This is a genomic window from Butyrivibrio sp. MC2021, assembly GCF_000621605.1.
GTDB lineage: Bacteria > Bacillota > Clostridia > Lachnospirales > Lachnospiraceae > Butyrivibrio.
Genome location: NZ_JHXX01000010.1, coordinates 101,069 through 117,579, shown reverse-complemented (window position 1 = coordinate 117,579; position 16,511 = coordinate 101,069). Strand labels below are relative to the sequence as shown.

Below are 16,511 nucleotides of genomic sequence, written 5' to 3'. Positions count from 1 at the left end.
ATGATATGATAGATGTAGTAACTATTTTTATTATGGAGGGATTTCCAGATGGTACGCAAAGAAGAACTTACTTACAAGTCACGAGACAGACAGACCATGATCCATGCTATTAAGTGGATTCCTGAGGGACAGCCTATTGCCCTTTTGCAGATAATCCACGGAATGCAGGAATACATTGACCGTTATGATGAGTTTGCCCGCTTTTTAGCTGAAAAGGGTATTCTCGTAATGGGAAATGACCATCTCGGACATGGCAAATCAATCGGAGAGCATGGTACCTATGGCTATTTCTGCAGAGATGACGCTGCAACTGTTCTTGTACGTGATGCCCACAGACTTAAAAAGATGGTTCAGGAAGAATATCCCGGTGTTCCGGTATTTATCCTGGGTCACAGCTTCGGATCCTTTGTGGCAAGAGAGTATATTACCAGATACGGAACCGGTATTGCCGGTGCCATTATTCAGGGCACAGCATTTATGCCGGGCGGAACAGTTAAATCCCTGGGAAGCCTGTGCAGTTTCATGAGCTTCTTCCTTGGCGAGAAGACCAGATCAAACATGATCAACAATATGGCCTTCAAGGGATATCTCAAGAAGATTCCCAATGCCAGAACAAAGCAGGACTGGCTTTCTCATAACGAAGAGAGTGTAAATAAATACATTGCGGATCCTGCATGTAACTTTGTGTTTACCATTAACGGATTTAAGACTATGGCGGATATCTTAAAGAGAGTTCAGAATGTTGAGCTTATGGAGGATATTCCCAAGGAGCTTCCGGTTCTTATTACAGCCGGAAAAGAGGACCCTGTAGGAAACTACGGTGAGGGCCCCGAGAAACTTTTCTACATTTACAAAAATACTCTTCAACTGAAGAATGTTGAGATCAAGATGTATGATGGCATGCGTCATGAGCTTCAGCAGGAAATCGGCAGAGAGAAGGTCTTTGCTGATCAGTATGAATGGATCAAGAAAGTGGCAGAAAAAGTTGCGAAGAATTGATACTTCAAAAATAATGGTAAGATGTGCTTACCACTCTGACTGGGACGGGGCCATGGAGCTGGCCTGGGATACCTTCGTTAAGTTCGATGCCCCCGACTATTCTCAGGAAGGAATAGACAATTTTCATAAGTTTGTCACAGACGATAATCTTCGAAAGATGTTTGTAGCCGGTAATTACCAGCTTTTTGTGGCAAAGGATGAGGACAGATGTGTAGGTATGCTTTCTCTCAGGGAGAGGAAGCATATCTCACTTTTATTTGTGGACGCTGCATATCACCACAACGGTGTTGCCAGCGCTCTTGTGCACTTTGTCGCATCCTATGTGGCCAATGAAGAGGGCCTGGATAAGCTGACTGTGAATGCCTCTCCCTATGCGGTGGGCTTCTATCACAGAAGAGGCTTTAGGGATCTGGGGCAGGAAGCCGTTGCAGACGGCATAAGATTTACTCCGATGGAGCTTGACATTGGAAGATACAGACGGTAAGTTAGTCTTTGATATATTAATTAGTTTTTAGAAAGAATAGGTTTTTGTTTTATGGGTAAGTTTTTTGATCTCGACAGTCCGCTTATGCGTGTCCTTACAAGAGTAGCGGACATTATGATTCTCAACCTTCTGACACTTCTGTTTGCACTTCCTTTGATTTTCGAGCAGGTATTTTTCCTTTATCCGGTTTACAGAGCTCTGATGGACACTCCGGACACCGTTGATCTTCAGGCATATTTAGGGCTTATTGTTCTTGCCTGGCTCGCAGGAATCATCTGTTCAATTCCTTTGGGACCTGCCTGCACCGGTATGCACTATGTGCTTCTTAAAATGGTCAGGGATGAAGACAGCTATATTGCCAAGTCCTTCTTTAAGTCCTTTAAGGAGAATTTCAAGCAGGGAGTCATTCTTCAGGCAATCAAGTTTACCGTTGCAGGAATCCTGTTTTTGGATTACATCCTTATGCTGGGAAGAAATACCATTTACGGATATATAGTAATTGCCTTTTCACTGATACTGTACATGGCATCACTTTATACCTTTCCGCTGCTGTCCAAATTTGTTAATACCATCTTTGGAACTATCAAGAATTCATTCCTTATGGCGGTTCTTGCTCTGCCCAAGACAATTCTTATGGCAGTAGTGACAGGTATTCCTCTCTTGATCCTGTACTTCTTTGATTTAAGAGCAGTTCCTGTTCTGATCCTTGTGGGAATCGCCGGACCGGGATATCTTCTGGCAATGCTTTACAACAAAACCTTCAAGCGCTTCGAGCCCAAGGAAGAGGACCTGTCCGAGGAGGAGGAGCTTGACGCAGCCATCAGAAAGATAGATGAAGGCTTGGAAAATGACACTGAAAAAGAATGATATTTGGTAAGATATATACACTGTGCAATAAGCAATATGCAAATTGCACAGTGTTATTTTTTATTCTCCGTCATTTTTTTTGACATGTGGATAACCACCTTTTTTATTTGGCAGAATTGCTAATGAATGATGAAATATTTGTGAAAATAGTGAATAGTAAATAAAATTCTTAAAAGATATACTTTTATTGTTGAATGGCAATTAAGCTATGTATATTTTTAGGAGGATTTAAAGGTATGGCAAGTTTATCACTTGAGCATGTTACTAAAGTTTATCCTAACGGTTTTGAGGCTGTTAAAGATTTCAACCTCAACATCGAGGATAAAGAGTTTATCATTTTCGTTGGACCTTCAGGATGTGGTAAGTCCACAACACTTCGTATGATCGCAGGACTTGAGGATATCTCTTCAGGTACACTTAAGATCGGTGACAGAGTTGTTAACGACGTTGAGCCTAAGGACAGAGATATTGCGATGGTATTCCAGAACTACGCTCTGTATCCTCATATGACTGTATATGATAACATGGCTTTCGGACTTAAGCTTCGTAAAGTTCCTAAGGCAGAGATCGACAAGATGGTTAGAGAGGCTGCTAAGATCCTTGATCTTGAGAAGCTCCTTGATCGTAAGCCTAAGGCTCTTTCAGGTGGACAGAGACAGCGTGTAGCTATGGGACGTGCTATCGTTCGTAACCCTAAGGTATTCCTTATGGACGAGCCTCTTTCAAACCTTGATGCTAAGCTCCGTGTACAGATGAGAACTGAGATCGCTAAGCTTCACCAGAGACTTGGCACAACAATCATCTATGTAACACATGACCAGACAGAGGCTATGACTCTTGGTACAAGAATCGTAGTTATGAAGGACGGTGTTGTTCAGCAGGTAGATACACCTCAGAACCTCTATGACAAGCCAGGCAACCTCTTCGTTGCTGGATTCATGGGATCACCTCAGATGAACTTCCTTGATGCTGATTGCGAAGTTCAGGGCGACAAGGCATTCCTTAAGATCGCTGGTCAGTCAATCGAGCTTCCTCCTGCAAAGGCTAAGAAGCTTATCGAGGGTGGCTACGCTGGCAAGAAGGTTGTATTCGGTATCAGACCTGAGGATGTTGATGATTCAGAGATGGTTGTTAGCACATCTAAGGCTGTATTCGAGTCAACAATCAACGTATACGAGCTTCTTGGTGCAGAAGTTTATCTGTACTTCGATCTCGCTGAGTTCCCTATCACTGCTAGAGTTGATTCCAGAACAACAGCTAGACCCGGCGATAAGGTTAAGTTTGCTTTCGATGTTGAGAAGATCCACGTATTCGACAAAGAAACAGAGAAGACAATCACCAACTAATGTATATTCGGAGCCGCACATTATGTGCGGCTCTTTTTTTGTGCTTCCGAGGGAGTTTGTAGTCCGTCTCACTTTCCGGGGATTTGTGGAGAGATAAATATATATATGAGCCAATTATGATTGCGAATTGCCCGGCTGCCTATGAACCCGCTGTGCCCGAATGTCTCGCAATTTACGTTTCCACAAGGCACGTCAGATTCATAGACAGTCGGGCTTTTGCGAAGATATTCGAAAGGCTCATATTTATATTTATCTCTCCGGCATAACTTCCCGGAAAGTGAGGCGTCTCGCAGCCTCCCTCTGAATCCACAAAAATATAGCCCCGCACATAATTGCTCCTATGCTACTATTTAAGGGCGGCCCGGGTGATTGGGGCTTCTACTACTTAATTGAGGTCAGGGAGTTTAATGAAGGCAGGTAGGTACAGTAAGAACCGTCACTACTGTACCTAGCTGGCCCTCAAGAAAAAGTACACTCTTTATCATAAAAATTTATCGCTATTTAATATCATTTACAGACAGTATGTCGTATTATTATGATGTATGGGATTTAACATATCACGACTAGATGCGTGTAAATCAGTTCCGGTTGGTACGACAAATTCACGGGCATTTTCAACCTGTCATTGAATGACGCGGCTGATATGATATTATAATTGTGGTGGGAATTAACGAATTATTGGGGAAAAGGAGTATGAAATGATTTCTGCGCAGACAATTAGGGCAAGTATTGAGGAGCTGGGGAGCATATCCAAGGTGGAGCTTTGTGTCATGGACCTTGGAGGAGAGGTGGTTGCTGCCACTTCGGAGAGAGAATTCCTTGATATTTCAATTATTATAAACTTCGCCAATTCACCTGTGGACTCACAGGTTATCGGGGATGTGCATCTTTTCAAGGTTTTAGATGAAGGTGACCCCGCATATGTGCTCCTTGCCAAGGGAGACAGCGAGCATGCTTACATGATCGGCAAGATTGGCGTAAGCCAGCTCCAGAACCTTATAGTTGCATATAAGGAGAGGTTTGACAGGAATAACTTCTTCCAGAACCTGCTCCTGGACAATATGCTTCTTATCGACGTTTATAACAGAGCAAGAAAGCTCAAGATCGAGGTCAATGTTCCCAGAGTTATTATCCTGGTGGAGACAAGACATTCCCAGGACAACACAGCCCAGGAGCTTCTTAGCAGCATGTACGGGCAGCACTCCGGGGATTATGTTACCGCTGTGGATGAGAACAACGTCATCCTAATCAAGACTCTGGCCAGAAGCCAGAGCTACAACGAGATCGCTCAGATCGCCACAACCATCGTGGATATGATGAATACTGAGGCTATGCTCAATGTAAGAGTATCCTACGGAACCATTGTTGAGGAGATCAAGGATCTTTCCAAATCCTACAAGGAGGCCAAGATGGCTCTGGACGTAGGAAGAATTTTTTACGCTGAAAAAAGAGTCAACGCCTACAACGAGCTGGGCATCGGCCGCCTTATCTATCAGCTTCCCGAGAGCCTTTGCAGGATCTTTATCGACGAGATCTTCGGAGGAAAAGAGGTTCCCGACGACCTGGATGAGGAGACTCTTAACACCATCAGCAAGTTCTTTGAGAACAATCTGAATGTTTCTGAGACCTCAAGACAGCTTTTTGTCCACAGAAACACTCTTGTATATAGGATCGAGAAACTGGAGAAGAGCTCCGGTCTCGATGTTAGAAAATTTGATGATGCGTTAACCTTTAAGATCGCGCTCATGGTCATCAGCTATATGAAATATCTGGAGAACCGAAACGGATAAGGCTATGGGCTGTCGACAAACTTAAGAGGAACAGAACATGAATCGGACGGAAAACGAGAGATTTATCATCTTTCTGGTGTCGCTGAGCTGTATTGCACTGACAGTAGAGAGTATCCTTGTTGGATGGGAGTTCTGGGTACCGCCCCTTATCATTGTTGGAACAGTTACAATCTGGACTATGCATATCATGGGAATGCCGGAATACAAATACCGAAAGGTGGCTTACCTGCTTTTCGGTATGTTTGCGGTGTTCTACCATGGTGTTCATGTGATCTCCTTTTTTGATGTCGCAATTGTTGTGGTGCTCTTAATTGTGACCTATTCTTTATTTGATGATCTTTACATGATCAATCTTTTTCTCCTGGAATATATGATTGTTCTGGGAATTCAGATCGCTCTGGCTCTAAGGAGCAACTATGTCACCTTTGATGAACTGAATATTTCAAGGACAGTACTTCATTTCTGCATTGTTCTTCTGGTTTCTTTTGCCTGCGCCAAGGGCATTAAGGACAGGATGGAAAGGGCAGATGAGGATGAAAAAAAGGACACTTTCATCGAAGCCGTAGATGCGGACATGGAGGACTTTTTATCCAATATTTCCCATGAGCTGCGGACCCCGGTAAACGTTGTAAACGGTATGTCCGAGATGCTTTTGAAAAAAGGCGTGGGCTCTGAAGCCATGTCCATCAAAAACGCCGGAATAAGGCTCGCTTACCAGATCGAGGACATTCAGGACTACACCGAGTGCAAGAGAGATAAGGTAATTCTTGAAGAGGACGACTACCTTAGCACCTCCCTCATTAATGATGTCATCACCAGCTTCAGGCTTCTGGAAAATGAAAAGCATCTGGAGCTTATCGTGGACCTGGATCCCAAGGTGCCCACCAAGATGAGGGGAGATGTGAAAAAGCTCCACAAGATCTTCCGCCACCTTACGGAGAATGCCTTTAAATTCACCAGGAAGGGCGGTATTTATGTAAAGATGTACACCGAGGACACGGACTACGGTGTCAACCTCTGCATAGAGATGACAGACACCGGTATCGGTATGGATACCAAGGCCATAGCTGCGATTTCCGAGGGCATGTACCAGGCAAATAAAAAGAGAAACAGAAGCACAGGCGGAATCGGCCTGGGGCTTTATATCGTATACGGTTTTGCCCACAGAATGGGCGGCTTTGTCAAGATCGAGAGCGAAAAGGGCGTGGGAACCACCGTCAGGGTCACAATCCCTCAGCTGGTTTCGGACAAGTCTCCTTGCCTTGCCCTGACAAGGGATTTTTCAGGAGATGTTCTTTTCCATGTCCGTCAGGACAAATACAAGGTCCCAAGAGTCAGGGACTTTTACCGTGTCATGGCCACCAATCTGGCCACCAAGACCGGAGTTCCCCTGTATCCGACCCAGTCTGTGAAGGAGATAGAGCAGCTTCGTGAAAAGAAGGATGTGTCCATTATCTTCATGGGCCAGGAGGAGTACGAGGAGAATCCTCAGTACTTTGATGACCTCAGTAAGGGCGACGTTGTTGTGGCAGTTTCCGCATCCCTTGGCTTTAAGGCGACTCCGGGAAGCAATGTTATTGTTATGCCCAAGCCTCTCTACGCTTATCCTGTAGTCAGGGTTCTTAACGAGGGCAGAAATGCCGGAGACCTTGATGGTGCCGCTGAGCATGTGAAGCCCGTATTTAAAGGCGTCAGAGCCCTTGTTGTGGATGATGAGCCCATGAACCTTATTGTGGCCACCGGACTTTTCAGGGAATATGAGATGATTATCGAAACCGCACAGAGCGGAAAAGAGGCCCTTAAGAAGTTCAGAGAAAATGAATATGATGTTATCTTCATGGATCACATGATGCCTGAAATGGACGGTGTGGAGGCCATGAAGAAGATAAAGCATGCCGCTTCCGATCTTGGAAAGAGCATAATCATCATCGCTCTTACCGCCAATGCTGTGTCCGGCGCCAGGGAGATGTTTATCAAAGAGGGCTTTGACGGCTTCATTGCCAAGCCCATAAATATAGCGGACTTTGAGCACGTAATGCTCAGGGAACTTCCCGAATTCAATACAGGAAAGGGAGGTGACAGAGCATGAACATAAAAGGCTATATAAGAACAGTCATTGATGCCATCAGAGATGCCGACAGGCCCTTCCAGGAGAGAGTATTCCTGACGCTGACATACATTACGGAGATTCCGCTTCTAATCGCCACTATCGTAGACATAATAACTAAAGACAACCCTAAGGAGATTTTTTTGCTGGTGGGAACATTCTTTTTTGTTCCTATCATGGTATATATCTGCCTGAAAAAGAATAAGCTGGACTTTGCCAAGAATTTCATAGTTATAAGTCTCGTATTTATCACAATTCCCGAGCTGTTCTTCTATGGAGGAGGTATCGACGGCGGAGGCATGGTCTGGATTGTCTTCGTATTCATCTACATGGGCCTGGTGCTCAGCGGAAGATGGCGAAAGGTCATGCTGACACTTTGCTTTATAGTTTCCACCATCTGTTTTATTGTGGGTTATAACTTTCCGGAGCTTGTATACCATCACGACAGGGGCATGGCCTACATTGATACCTTTGTGTCCATAATACTGGTAGGAATGATCGGCTTTATAATGACCTGGTGTCAGAAGCACTTTTTTGACATAGAAACCGAAAAAGCCAGAAAAGCTGCAGAGATCGCTGAGGAGCTCACCAGGAGCCAGAACAGATTTTTCTCCAGCATGAGCCATGAGATCAGGACTCCCATTAACTCCATTCTGGGACTTAATGAGCTCACCCTCCGTGACCAGAGCTGCTCCGATAATGTCATCAGAAACGCCACGGGAATCCAGGGCTCAGGAAAAATGCTCCTGGCACTTATCAACGATATTCTGGACTTCTCCAAGATGGAAGCCGGCAGTATGGAAATTGTGCCGGTGGACTATAACGTGGGGGATATGCTGTCCGAGATCGTAAACATGATCTGGATAAAGGCCCATGATAAGGGCCTGACCCTGAATGTCACCGTGGATCCCAAGGTGCCCACCATCCTCTATGGCGACGAGGTCCGCATCAAGCAGATCATAATCAATCTTTTGAATAATGCCGTAAAGTACACCCGGCACGGCTCTGTGGAACTTCATATAGAGAGCGATCAGAAGGATGAAAGGACTGTGTCTCTGTCGATTTCAGTTATCGATACCGGTATGGGAATCAAGAAGGAGTCCCTGCCTTATCTTTTCGATGCCTTTAAGAGAGTGGACGAGGAAAAGAACCGCCATATCGAGGGCACAGGACTTGGTCTTTCCATCGTAAAACAGCTGGTGGAGCTTATGGGAGGAACCATCACCGTAAACAGCGTATACGGCGAGGGCTCCACATTTACCTTTGTGGTTAAGCAGGGTATCTCTGATGCCACCCAGATCGGTGAGCTGAACATACACAGCCAGAATGTCACAAGAAAGACCTACGAAGCCACCTTCAGGGCTCCCGAGGCCAGGATCCTCATTGTTGACGACAACGAGATGAACCTTGAGGTTGAGAGCAAGCTCCTTACTGACACAGAAATGACGATAGATAAGGCCATAAGCGGACAGGTGGCTCTCGAGCTTTCTCTTCAGAACCACTACGACGTGATCCTCATGGATCATCTGATGCCTGAGATGGACGGCATCGAGTGCCTTGAAAAGATACACAATCAGGTGGGAGGACTTAACCGCACAACCCCTGTGGTAGTGCTTACCGCCAATGCCGGAAGCGATAACAGGGAGCTTTATAACAGAGCAGGTTTTAGCGGCTATCTGGTTAAGCCTGTCTCCGGAGAGGCTCTTGAGAATATCCTGATGAAATTTATTTCACCGGATAAGATGATCGTCAACAGCAACAAGCTCATGAGCACCAGAGAGGATATCAACGCGGCCCTTGGCTATTCAGGCAAAATGCCGGTCATCATCACCAGTACCAGTATGTGCGACCTGCCGGATTCCCTCACCAGCAAGAGCTACATCCCTACCCTGCCTTTCATGGTAAGGACAGAGGAGGGTATATTCAAGGATGGCGTTCAGATTGGCTCCGACGAGCTGGTAAGATACATGTCCACCGGCAAGAATGTGGAATCCATGCCGCCTAACGAGACGGCCTACAGAGACTTCTTTGCAGAGCAGCTTAGAAGGGCACACCACATCATACATATCGCCATCACTGACAGCATGAGTGAGGACTATCATATGGCCTGCGAAGCCGCCAAGTCCTTTGACAATGTGACGGTCATCAACTCCGAGTGCCTGTCCTCAGCCACAGGTATTCTGGTGCTTATCGCCATCAAGCTTGCCCAGATGGACACTTCCATCGAAGAAATCGTGGCAGAGATCAACCAGGTAAAAAAGAGGCTTCAGTGCAGCTTTATCGCGGACACCACCGAGTATATGGCAAGAAAAGGCCTTATCAGCAACACCATAGACAGGGTTGCCAGAGCTCTGTACCTGCACCCCTGCATAGTTATCAGGGATAACAAGTCGGGAGTGGGCGGCGCCTGGATCGGCTCCAGAAAGCGAGCCTACAAGAAGTACATCGCCAAGGCCTTCCCTGTGGATGTGATCCCGGATCCCGAGGTGGTTTTCATCACTTATATTGACGTTCCTATTGATACTCTTTTATGGGTAAAAGAGGAGATCAGTAAGATAGCATATTTTGAAAACGTAGTATTCAAGCAGGCCTCCGCGGCCATCTCCTCCAACTGCGGACCGGGATGTTTTGGAATCCTGTATTTTATCAAGTCCAACAAGTCCTACAACATAAGCTCCTTCCTGGATCCTGAGATGATGAGCTTTGGAAGCGACAAGGAAGAGCCGGAGGAACCGGAAGAGTCATATGAAGAGGAAGAGACTGTGGCAGCAGAGGCTGTGACCACACCTGCAAAGACGGACACCCCGGAGCCCAAGTGGTACGACTGCATAACAGGAATCGACAAAGAGCTGGCCCTTAAGAACAGCGGCTCTGAGGATGCCTTTAAGACAATTCTCAAGATCTTTTACGACTCCATAGGAGATAAATCCGCGGAGATACAGGGCTACTACGACAGCGGCGACTGGAAGAATTACACCATCAAGGTCCATGCCCTTAAGAGCTCAGCCAAACTCATAGGAGCCATGGACACCGCAGAAAAAGCCCAGCATCTTGAGAATGCGGGAAAAGAAGAAAATATTGATTATATCAAGGAACATCACGACAGCTTCATGAAGGAATATTGCAGCTACAAGGAGGCCCTGGCCCCGGTATTTGAGGGTGAGGGAACTTCTGAAGATGAGGATGCGGGAAAGCCTGTTGCGGATGAATTCCTCATGGAGAGCGTCTATGAGGGCCTTATGGACGGCGCAAAGGCCATGGACTGCGATATTATAGACGAAGTATTTAAAGAGATAGAGGACTATGCTATCCCTCAGGAGCACAAGGAGAAGTACAAGGCCCTGAAGGAGCTGGCAGCAGCCTTTGACTACGATGGAATTGTAAAAAAGCTCAGTGAGTAAAGTTACAAAACCGGGAAAGGAGAAGCTATATGGAAACCGTGGTACGTATAAATAATGCCCTGAATTCCTTTGCCTGGGGCAACGTGGGCCTTTCGCTTCTTCTTGGAACGGGACTTCTCTGCACGCTTATTACCGGGCTTTTCCAGATAACACATCTTCGTCACTGGTTTAAAAATACCTTTGGAATCATAAAGGGCAAGGGCAGGATCATCAATGATGCCGGCGCCCTTTCCCAGTGGAGAGCCTTCTGTATGGCCCTCTGCGCCACCATCGGAACAGGAAACATTGCGGGAGTATCAACGGCCATATGTCTGGGAGGCCCGGGGGCGGTGTTCTGGATGTGGGTTGCGGCGTTCCTGGGAATGATGGTCAAGTATTCCGAGTGCGTTCTCGGTATCTATTACAGACGCAGAAACACAGAGGGAGCCTGGTCCGGCGGCCCTATGTACTATCTTGAGGACGGCCTTGGCTCCATTAAGCACTGCAAAAAGCTGGGAAAAGTTCTGGGTATTGCCTTCTGTATTTTTACCGTGTTTGCATCCTTCGGAATAGGAAACATGGGACAGATAAACAAGATAACCCTGAATGTGGCATCAGCATTCCTGGCGGAAGCGGACCTTGGAACCCTCTGGGGCATCCCCAGAGTTGACTGGGGTATCGGAATTGTCCTCATGATCACAGCAGGAGCCATCATCATGGGCGGTTTCAGGCGCGTGGCCAAGGTTTCCGAGAAGCTGATGCCGGTGATATCAATTGTATATATTGCAGGCTGCCTCCTGGTGATAGCAAGGAATATTACTGGGGTTCCGGAGGTCTTTTCCTCCATATTCAGATTCGCCCTGGGGCCGGAAGCGTTAAAAGGCGGAGCGGCAGGAACAGCTGTGCAGCTTGCTATCGGCACCATTAAGCAGGGCTGTAAACGAGGCGTTTTTTCCAATGAAGCAGGCCTTGGATCCTCTGTTATGGTCCACAGCACCAGCTGCTCAAGAGAGCCGGTACATCAGGGAATGTGGGGAATTGCAGAGGTATTTATAGACACTATTGTCATCTGCAGCATGACAGCCCTTGTGGTCCTTGATTCAGGATATATTGATCTTACGACAGGCCTTGCAAAAGAGGGAATCAACGATGCAACCCTGGTGGCTCAGGCTTTTGGAAAATACTATGGCAAGCCCGGGGAATGGTTTGTGGTCATTGCCATTACCATGGTGGCATTCACCACTGTCATAGGATGGTCCTACTATGGGGCTAAGACTACCGAGTATCTGCTGGGGGTCGCAGCTGCCAGAGTATATAGGGTGATTTTTTTGCTGCTGGTGGTATTTGGAGCGGTCATGGAATCCAATCTGGCCTGGGATATCTCGGATACTTTTAACGGACTTATGATGATACCAAATCTCATCGGACTTGTGGTTATGACACCCCTTCTTATAAGACTCACCAGGAACTATATAGACAGAAGGATAAAGGGAAAAGAGACAGAGCCTCTTTTGTCTTATGATCCCGATATTCAGAAGGAAGCCATAAAAGCAATAAATAAGGGAGCTGACTGACCTTGTTTTACGTGATTGGAGGACGACATGGAAATCAATAATCTCAGAATCGTGATGCTTATGTTCCAGCCGAGTATCGTTGCCAGAGGCCTTGAAAAAAAGCTTTCGGATACCGGCAATTTTGTCACGTCCCTGGTTAATGATTTTTCAAAACTGGATACCTATTTTGAGTTCACGGATCTTTTTATCTTCCATCTTCCTGCCAAGGTGGCGGAGAACTCCCAGGAGATCAATACTCTGGTGCAGATCTGCGATAAGATGAAAGACAACGATATGAAGATGATCATCGTGGGAGACCCGGAGGGCTGGGAGGACCTGGGAAAGGTCTATACCGGAATAACCAGCTACGTCTGGCTCTTCAGGCCCGTGGAGATGAAGGAACTGGCGTTGGCCATTGAGAAAGCCATGGCGGGAGTGCGGCCTCCCGGAGCCAAGTGCAGGATCCTTATCGTGGACGACGATCCGGATTATGCCAAGATCGTAAAAGAGTGGATAAAGGATGTTTTCAAGGTGGATATCGTAACTGCGGGAATTCAGGCAATCAATTTCCTTATGAAGCTCCCCGCTAACGACCAGGTGGACCTGATACTTCTTGATTATGAGATGCCTGTGGTGGACGGGCCACAGGTACTGCAGATGTTAAGGTCTGACCCCGTCACGGAGAAGATCCCTGTAGTGTTCCTCACCGGTGTAGGAGACAGGGAGAGCGTAACAAGAGTAATGAGCCTTAAGCCCGATGGATATCTTCTTAAATCCACCAGCAAGGCGAATCTTCTAACCTTTTTAAAGAACAAACTCAGGATATCGGAGTATTAAGGGAAAACAATTTAGACTTGCGAAATTTTAGAAAATTAAGTATATTATATTAGCGGCTTTGCGAGAGGTGTATGCAGTGTCCTTCTTGTTTGGCAGCGGGTCTTATGCAATGGGAATCTACGAACCGTGTCAGGTCGGGAACGAAGCAGCACTAAGTAGAACCTCTCATGTGTTGTAAGGGTGCCTGTTGTCATCTTGGACCTGTATGCATCTCTCCCAGAGCCGCTTCTTTATGTAGGAATATATATAAATGATATACGAATTGCTCCATGACTGACGTCATTTTCGCAATTCTACAAACATTCGGAAACCGCTAATTTACTGCGTAAATTGCTAATTCCTCATGTTTGTTCGGGTCATAAATTAAAAGCGCTTAACATACGAGTATGTTAAGCACTTTTAATTTTGACTCCTATATCATTCAAATGGAGTAATCGTCTCTCGCGCCCTGGCGGTACTGGGCTACCAGGTCCTCTAACGTAAACTTGTCTACGTAATTATTGACCACCTTATCAAGACCCTGCCAGAAGTTCAGGGATGCGCAGTTATCTGAAAGGGGGCAGGTGGTGCCGTTTATCTGGGCGGAGCACTCAACCGGCGTAAGGTTGCCCTCCATGACTCTGATGATGTCCCCTACCCTGTAATCCTTGGGATCCCGGGCCAATTTGTGGCCGCCGTTGTTGCCTCGCATGCTGCGAAGGAAGCCGGCCTTGTTCAGAACGGATACGATCTGCTCCAGATACTTGATGGTGATGTTCTGTCTTGCGGAAATATCCTTCAGGGCTATGTATTCCCCGTTGTTGTGAAGGGCAAGATCTATCATGACTCTGAGAGCATATCTTCCTTTTGTGGAAATTTTCATTTATGACTCCTTAAATTTCAATGAAATACTCGTTAGAAGTATTAAAATCTGTAAATTATTATTTATAATGAAAATAGCGTGGTTGTTATTATATCAGAAAATCTATTCAATTACTACTAATTTGATATGAAATGTGTGAAAACAGGAAATACGAGGTTTTTATTTTTATATGGCTAAGAAAATATTACCCAGGGAAGGGATAAGTCCTGAGGAGCAGCAGGATATCAAGTATATGAAGGCTGCCATCGCTCAGGCCAAAAAGGCATACAAGCTGGGGGAAGTACCCATCGGCTGCGTAATTGTCTACGAGGACAAGATTATAGGAAGGGGCTATAACAGAAGAAACACAGACAAGACAACCCTGGCGCATGCGGAGATAACCGCCATAAAAAAGGCCAGTAAGGTCATCGGAGACTGGAGACTGGAGGGGTGCAGACTCTATGTGACCCTGGAACCCTGTCAGATGTGCGCCGGGGCCATAGTCCAGGCCCGGATACCGGAGGTCATCATGGCGGCGGAGAGCCCCAAGGCCGGCTGCGGAGGAACGGTACTGGATATTCTGAACAATCCTGATTTTAATCATCAGGTCACAGTAAAAAGGGGAGTGCTTAAGGAGGAGTGCAGTAAACTTCTGAAGGATTTTTTTGTGGAACTTAGGATCAGAAATAAAGCTGAGAAAGAGCAGAAAGGGACTCCCGATTGAAAAAGCGATTTTTTTCCGTAATTCTAATTACCTTGCTGACGGTGGCTTGCCTGGGCGCCTGTGATCTGGACGGACGCAGCGCAGAGAGCGAGCTTTACCCTTATATTGACTTTAGCAGGGAGCCGGTGACCATAACCTATATGACTATCGGAGATAAGCCCACCAACGGAAGAACCGAGGCCGTTGTGGCGGAGCTAAACAGGATTCTGGAAAAAGAACTTAATGCAAGACTTGATGTTTTTTACATAAGCTGGTCAGATTATCTGGATAACTACAACCAGACTCTGAATGAAGACAGTGTCAACATAGATCTGGTGGGAACCGGAACGGACTGGCTTGACGCCTGGCCAAATGTGGTCAACGGCAATTTCCGCCCTCTGACGGAGGATATGCTCCAGACCTATTGCCCCAGAACCTATGCCAAGGTCAGCGAAAAAGAGTGGGAAGCCTGCAGATACAAGGGAATGATCTATTTTATCCCTGAGAATGAGTTCACCCAGTGGACCAATCACGGCTTCATTTACAGAGGTGATATCGCTGAAGCGGCGGGGCTTCAGGGAGTTAATTCTTGGGAGGACCTCACCGACTATTTTGCCTATGTTAAGGAAAACAGACCGGATATGATACCCTGGGATGCCACCGGGGACAATACGGTCATAGCTCTGGGATATCTTATGTCCAAGTCGGACTATGTTCCTATTTATGAGATAACAACCTACGGCCTCTGGGGGGCCTACCAGCATGATATGACCAAAATCACTTCACCTTTCTATAAGGGGGATGAGCTCATTGAGTTTGCCACCCTCATGAAGCAATGGGGTAAAATGGGCGTCTGGCGCGGGGATTTCGCCATCGCCGGAGATAATGAGGCGGAGTTTTACGCAGGGCTCTCCTCTGTGGAGCAGCACCATACCCAGAATTATTTTAACGAGATAAAGCCCAATGTGGAGCTGTCACAGATTGGCTCAGATGCCGGATTTTACTGGTTCGGCAAGGAGTCAGGGAATGTTCTTCGAAACAGCATTCTTCACGGCGCCATGGCGGTATACTCCGGATCCAAGAATCCCGAGAAAGCCCTTATGGTCTATGATTACATTAGAAATGATGAGACCTGCTACAGGCTTATGTGCTACGGAATAAACGGTGTTCAGTACGAGCTTTTAGAGGACGGAAGCATTGAAAAACCCAACGGCTACAATCCCGATAAGGACAGCATGACCCTGAATTTCTGGTGGGGCCGGAGGGATGAGTACGAGCTTAGGGACTCCGGGAATGCCTGGGATGATTATCAGGAGCTGGTAAAAGAGTACGAGAAGACAGCCATAGATTATCCCTGGGACCGGTATCCCTTTGGGGCGGCGGATATAAATGACAGGCTCAGAAGGATAAACAGAGTGTGTGCCCGGTACCTTCCTGAGATCGTTTATGGAACCTATAGGCAGACTCCCGAGGAAGAGGTGGCGGAGTTCAGAGAGCAGCTAAGGCTGGTGGGCTTTGAACTTGTGACAAAAGAATTGCAGAAAATCCTGGATTCTCATTAATTTTGCCACTACCAACTGTGAAATAATTATGATATGATTGCG

12 protein-coding genes and 1 other RNA gene are annotated in these 16,511 nt (G+C 46.5%); 12 read left to right on the top strand and 1 reads right to left on the bottom strand.

Annotated elements, in window-relative coordinates:
- Positions 1 to 48: 48 nt before the first annotated feature.
- The 10 genes from T359_RS0113860 to ffs all read left to right on the top strand — a co-directional run bounded on the left by T359_RS0113860 (position 49) and on the right by ffs (position 13,556).
- Positions 49 to 999 carry an alpha/beta fold hydrolase gene (locus T359_RS0113860; RefSeq protein ID WP_026517994.1) on the top strand — a complete coding sequence of 317 codons (951 nt, stop codon included), beginning with the start codon at positions 49 to 51 and terminating at the stop codon, positions 997 to 999.
- Entirely contained in the window at positions 986 to 1,483 is a 498-nt protein-coding gene (locus T359_RS0113855; RefSeq protein WP_026517993.1) for a GNAT family N-acetyltransferase, read from the top strand. Before T359_RS0113860 ends, T359_RS0113855 begins: the two co-directional genes overlap by 14 nt.
- 51 nt (positions 1,484 to 1,534) lie before the next feature.
- On the top strand, positions 1,535 to 2,350 hold the full coding sequence (locus T359_RS20465) for a YesL family protein (protein ID WP_051545432.1): 816 nt from the start codon (positions 1,535 to 1,537) through the stop codon (positions 2,348 to 2,350).
- A 236-nt stretch (positions 2,351 to 2,586) separates the two neighbouring features.
- Positions 2,587 to 3,696 carry an ABC transporter ATP-binding protein gene (locus tag T359_RS0113845; RefSeq protein ID WP_022778831.1) on the top strand — a complete coding sequence of 370 codons (1,110 nt, stop codon included), beginning with the start codon at positions 2,587 to 2,589 and terminating at the stop codon, positions 3,694 to 3,696.
- A 698-nt stretch (positions 3,697 to 4,394) separates the two neighbouring features.
- Positions 4,395 to 5,486, top strand: coding sequence for a PucR family transcriptional regulator (locus T359_RS0113840; protein ID WP_026517992.1), 1,092 nt, complete (start codon positions 4,395 to 4,397; stop codon positions 5,484 to 5,486).
- A gap of 37 nt (positions 5,487 to 5,523) precedes the next feature.
- Positions 5,524 to 7,575 carry a response regulator gene (locus T359_RS0113835; protein ID WP_026517991.1) on the top strand — a complete coding sequence of 684 codons (2,052 nt, stop codon included), beginning with the start codon at positions 5,524 to 5,526 and terminating at the stop codon, positions 7,573 to 7,575.
- Complete coding sequence (locus T359_RS20460; RefSeq protein WP_051545431.1) at positions 7,572 to 10,994, top strand: DegV family protein; 3,423 nt, start codon at positions 7,572 to 7,574, stop codon at positions 10,992 to 10,994. The genes T359_RS0113835 and T359_RS20460 overlap by 4 nt, the downstream gene beginning before the upstream one ends.
- A gap of 29 nt (positions 10,995 to 11,023) precedes the next feature.
- Positions 11,024 to 12,547, top strand: coding sequence for an alanine/glycine:cation symporter family protein (locus tag T359_RS0113825; RefSeq protein ID WP_026517990.1), 1,524 nt, complete (start codon positions 11,024 to 11,026; stop codon positions 12,545 to 12,547).
- Positions 12,548 to 12,574: 27 nt separating this feature from the next.
- Positions 12,575 to 13,363 carry a response regulator gene (locus tag T359_RS21745; protein WP_051545428.1) on the top strand — a complete coding sequence of 263 codons (789 nt, stop codon included), beginning with the start codon at positions 12,575 to 12,577 and terminating at the stop codon, positions 13,361 to 13,363.
- 93 nt (positions 13,364 to 13,456) lie between these two features.
- An RNA gene (ffs, locus tag T359_RS22225) (signal recognition particle sRNA small type) lies at positions 13,457 to 13,556 on the top strand.
- Between the two features lie 228 nt (positions 13,557 to 13,784).
- On the opposite strand, the gene T359_RS0113815 is transcribed toward ffs, so the two are convergent.
- Positions 13,785 to 14,225, bottom strand: a complete 441-nt coding sequence (locus T359_RS0113815; RefSeq protein WP_026517989.1) for an RrF2 family transcriptional regulator — start codon at positions 14,223 to 14,225, stop codon at positions 13,785 to 13,787.
- Between the two features lie 169 nt (positions 14,226 to 14,394).
- Between T359_RS0113815 and tadA the strand changes: the two genes are divergently transcribed.
- Both tadA and T359_RS20450 read left to right on the top strand, forming a co-directional pair.
- Positions 14,395 to 14,928, top strand: coding sequence for a tRNA adenosine(34) deaminase TadA (gene tadA / locus T359_RS0113810; RefSeq protein ID WP_051545426.1), 534 nt, complete (start codon positions 14,395 to 14,397; stop codon positions 14,926 to 14,928).
- A complete protein-coding gene (locus tag T359_RS20450) occupies positions 14,925 to 16,469 on the top strand; it encodes a DUF3502 domain-containing protein (protein ID WP_035784537.1) in 1,545 nt (514 codons plus the stop codon). The genes tadA and T359_RS20450 overlap by 4 nt, the downstream gene beginning before the upstream one ends.
- Positions 16,470 to 16,511: the final 42 nt, after the last annotated feature.

Bases quoted from the DNA above. Each gene is read 5' to 3' on its own strand.
- T359_RS0113835 (WP_026517991.1), top strand. From the start codon at position 5,524: ATGAATCGGACGGAAAACGAGAGATTTATCATCTTTCTGGTGTCGCTG.
- T359_RS0113840 (WP_026517992.1), top strand. From the start codon at position 4,395: ATGATTTCTGCGCAGACAATTAGGGCAAGTATTGAGGAGCTGGGGAGC.
- T359_RS21745 (WP_051545428.1), top strand. From the start codon at position 12,575: ATGGAAATCAATAATCTCAGAATCGTGATGCTTATGTTCCAGCCGAGT.
- T359_RS0113825 (WP_026517990.1), top strand. From the start codon at position 11,024: ATGGAAACCGTGGTACGTATAAATAATGCCCTGAATTCCTTTGCCTGG.
- T359_RS0113845 (WP_022778831.1), top strand. From the start codon at position 2,587: ATGGCAAGTTTATCACTTGAGCATGTTACTAAAGTTTATCCTAACGGT.
- T359_RS20460 (WP_051545431.1), top strand. From the start codon at position 7,572: ATGAACATAAAAGGCTATATAAGAACAGTCATTGATGCCATCAGAGAT.
- T359_RS0113860 (WP_026517994.1), top strand. From the start codon at position 49: ATGGTACGCAAAGAAGAACTTACTTACAAGTCACGAGACAGACAGACC.
- T359_RS0113815 (WP_026517989.1), bottom strand. From the start codon at position 14,225: ATGAAAATTTCCACAAAAGGAAGATATGCTCTCAGAGTCATGATAGAT.
- tadA (WP_051545426.1), top strand. From the start codon at position 14,395: ATGGCTAAGAAAATATTACCCAGGGAAGGGATAAGTCCTGAGGAGCAG.
- T359_RS20465 (WP_051545432.1), top strand. From the start codon at position 1,535: ATGGGTAAGTTTTTTGATCTCGACAGTCCGCTTATGCGTGTCCTTACA.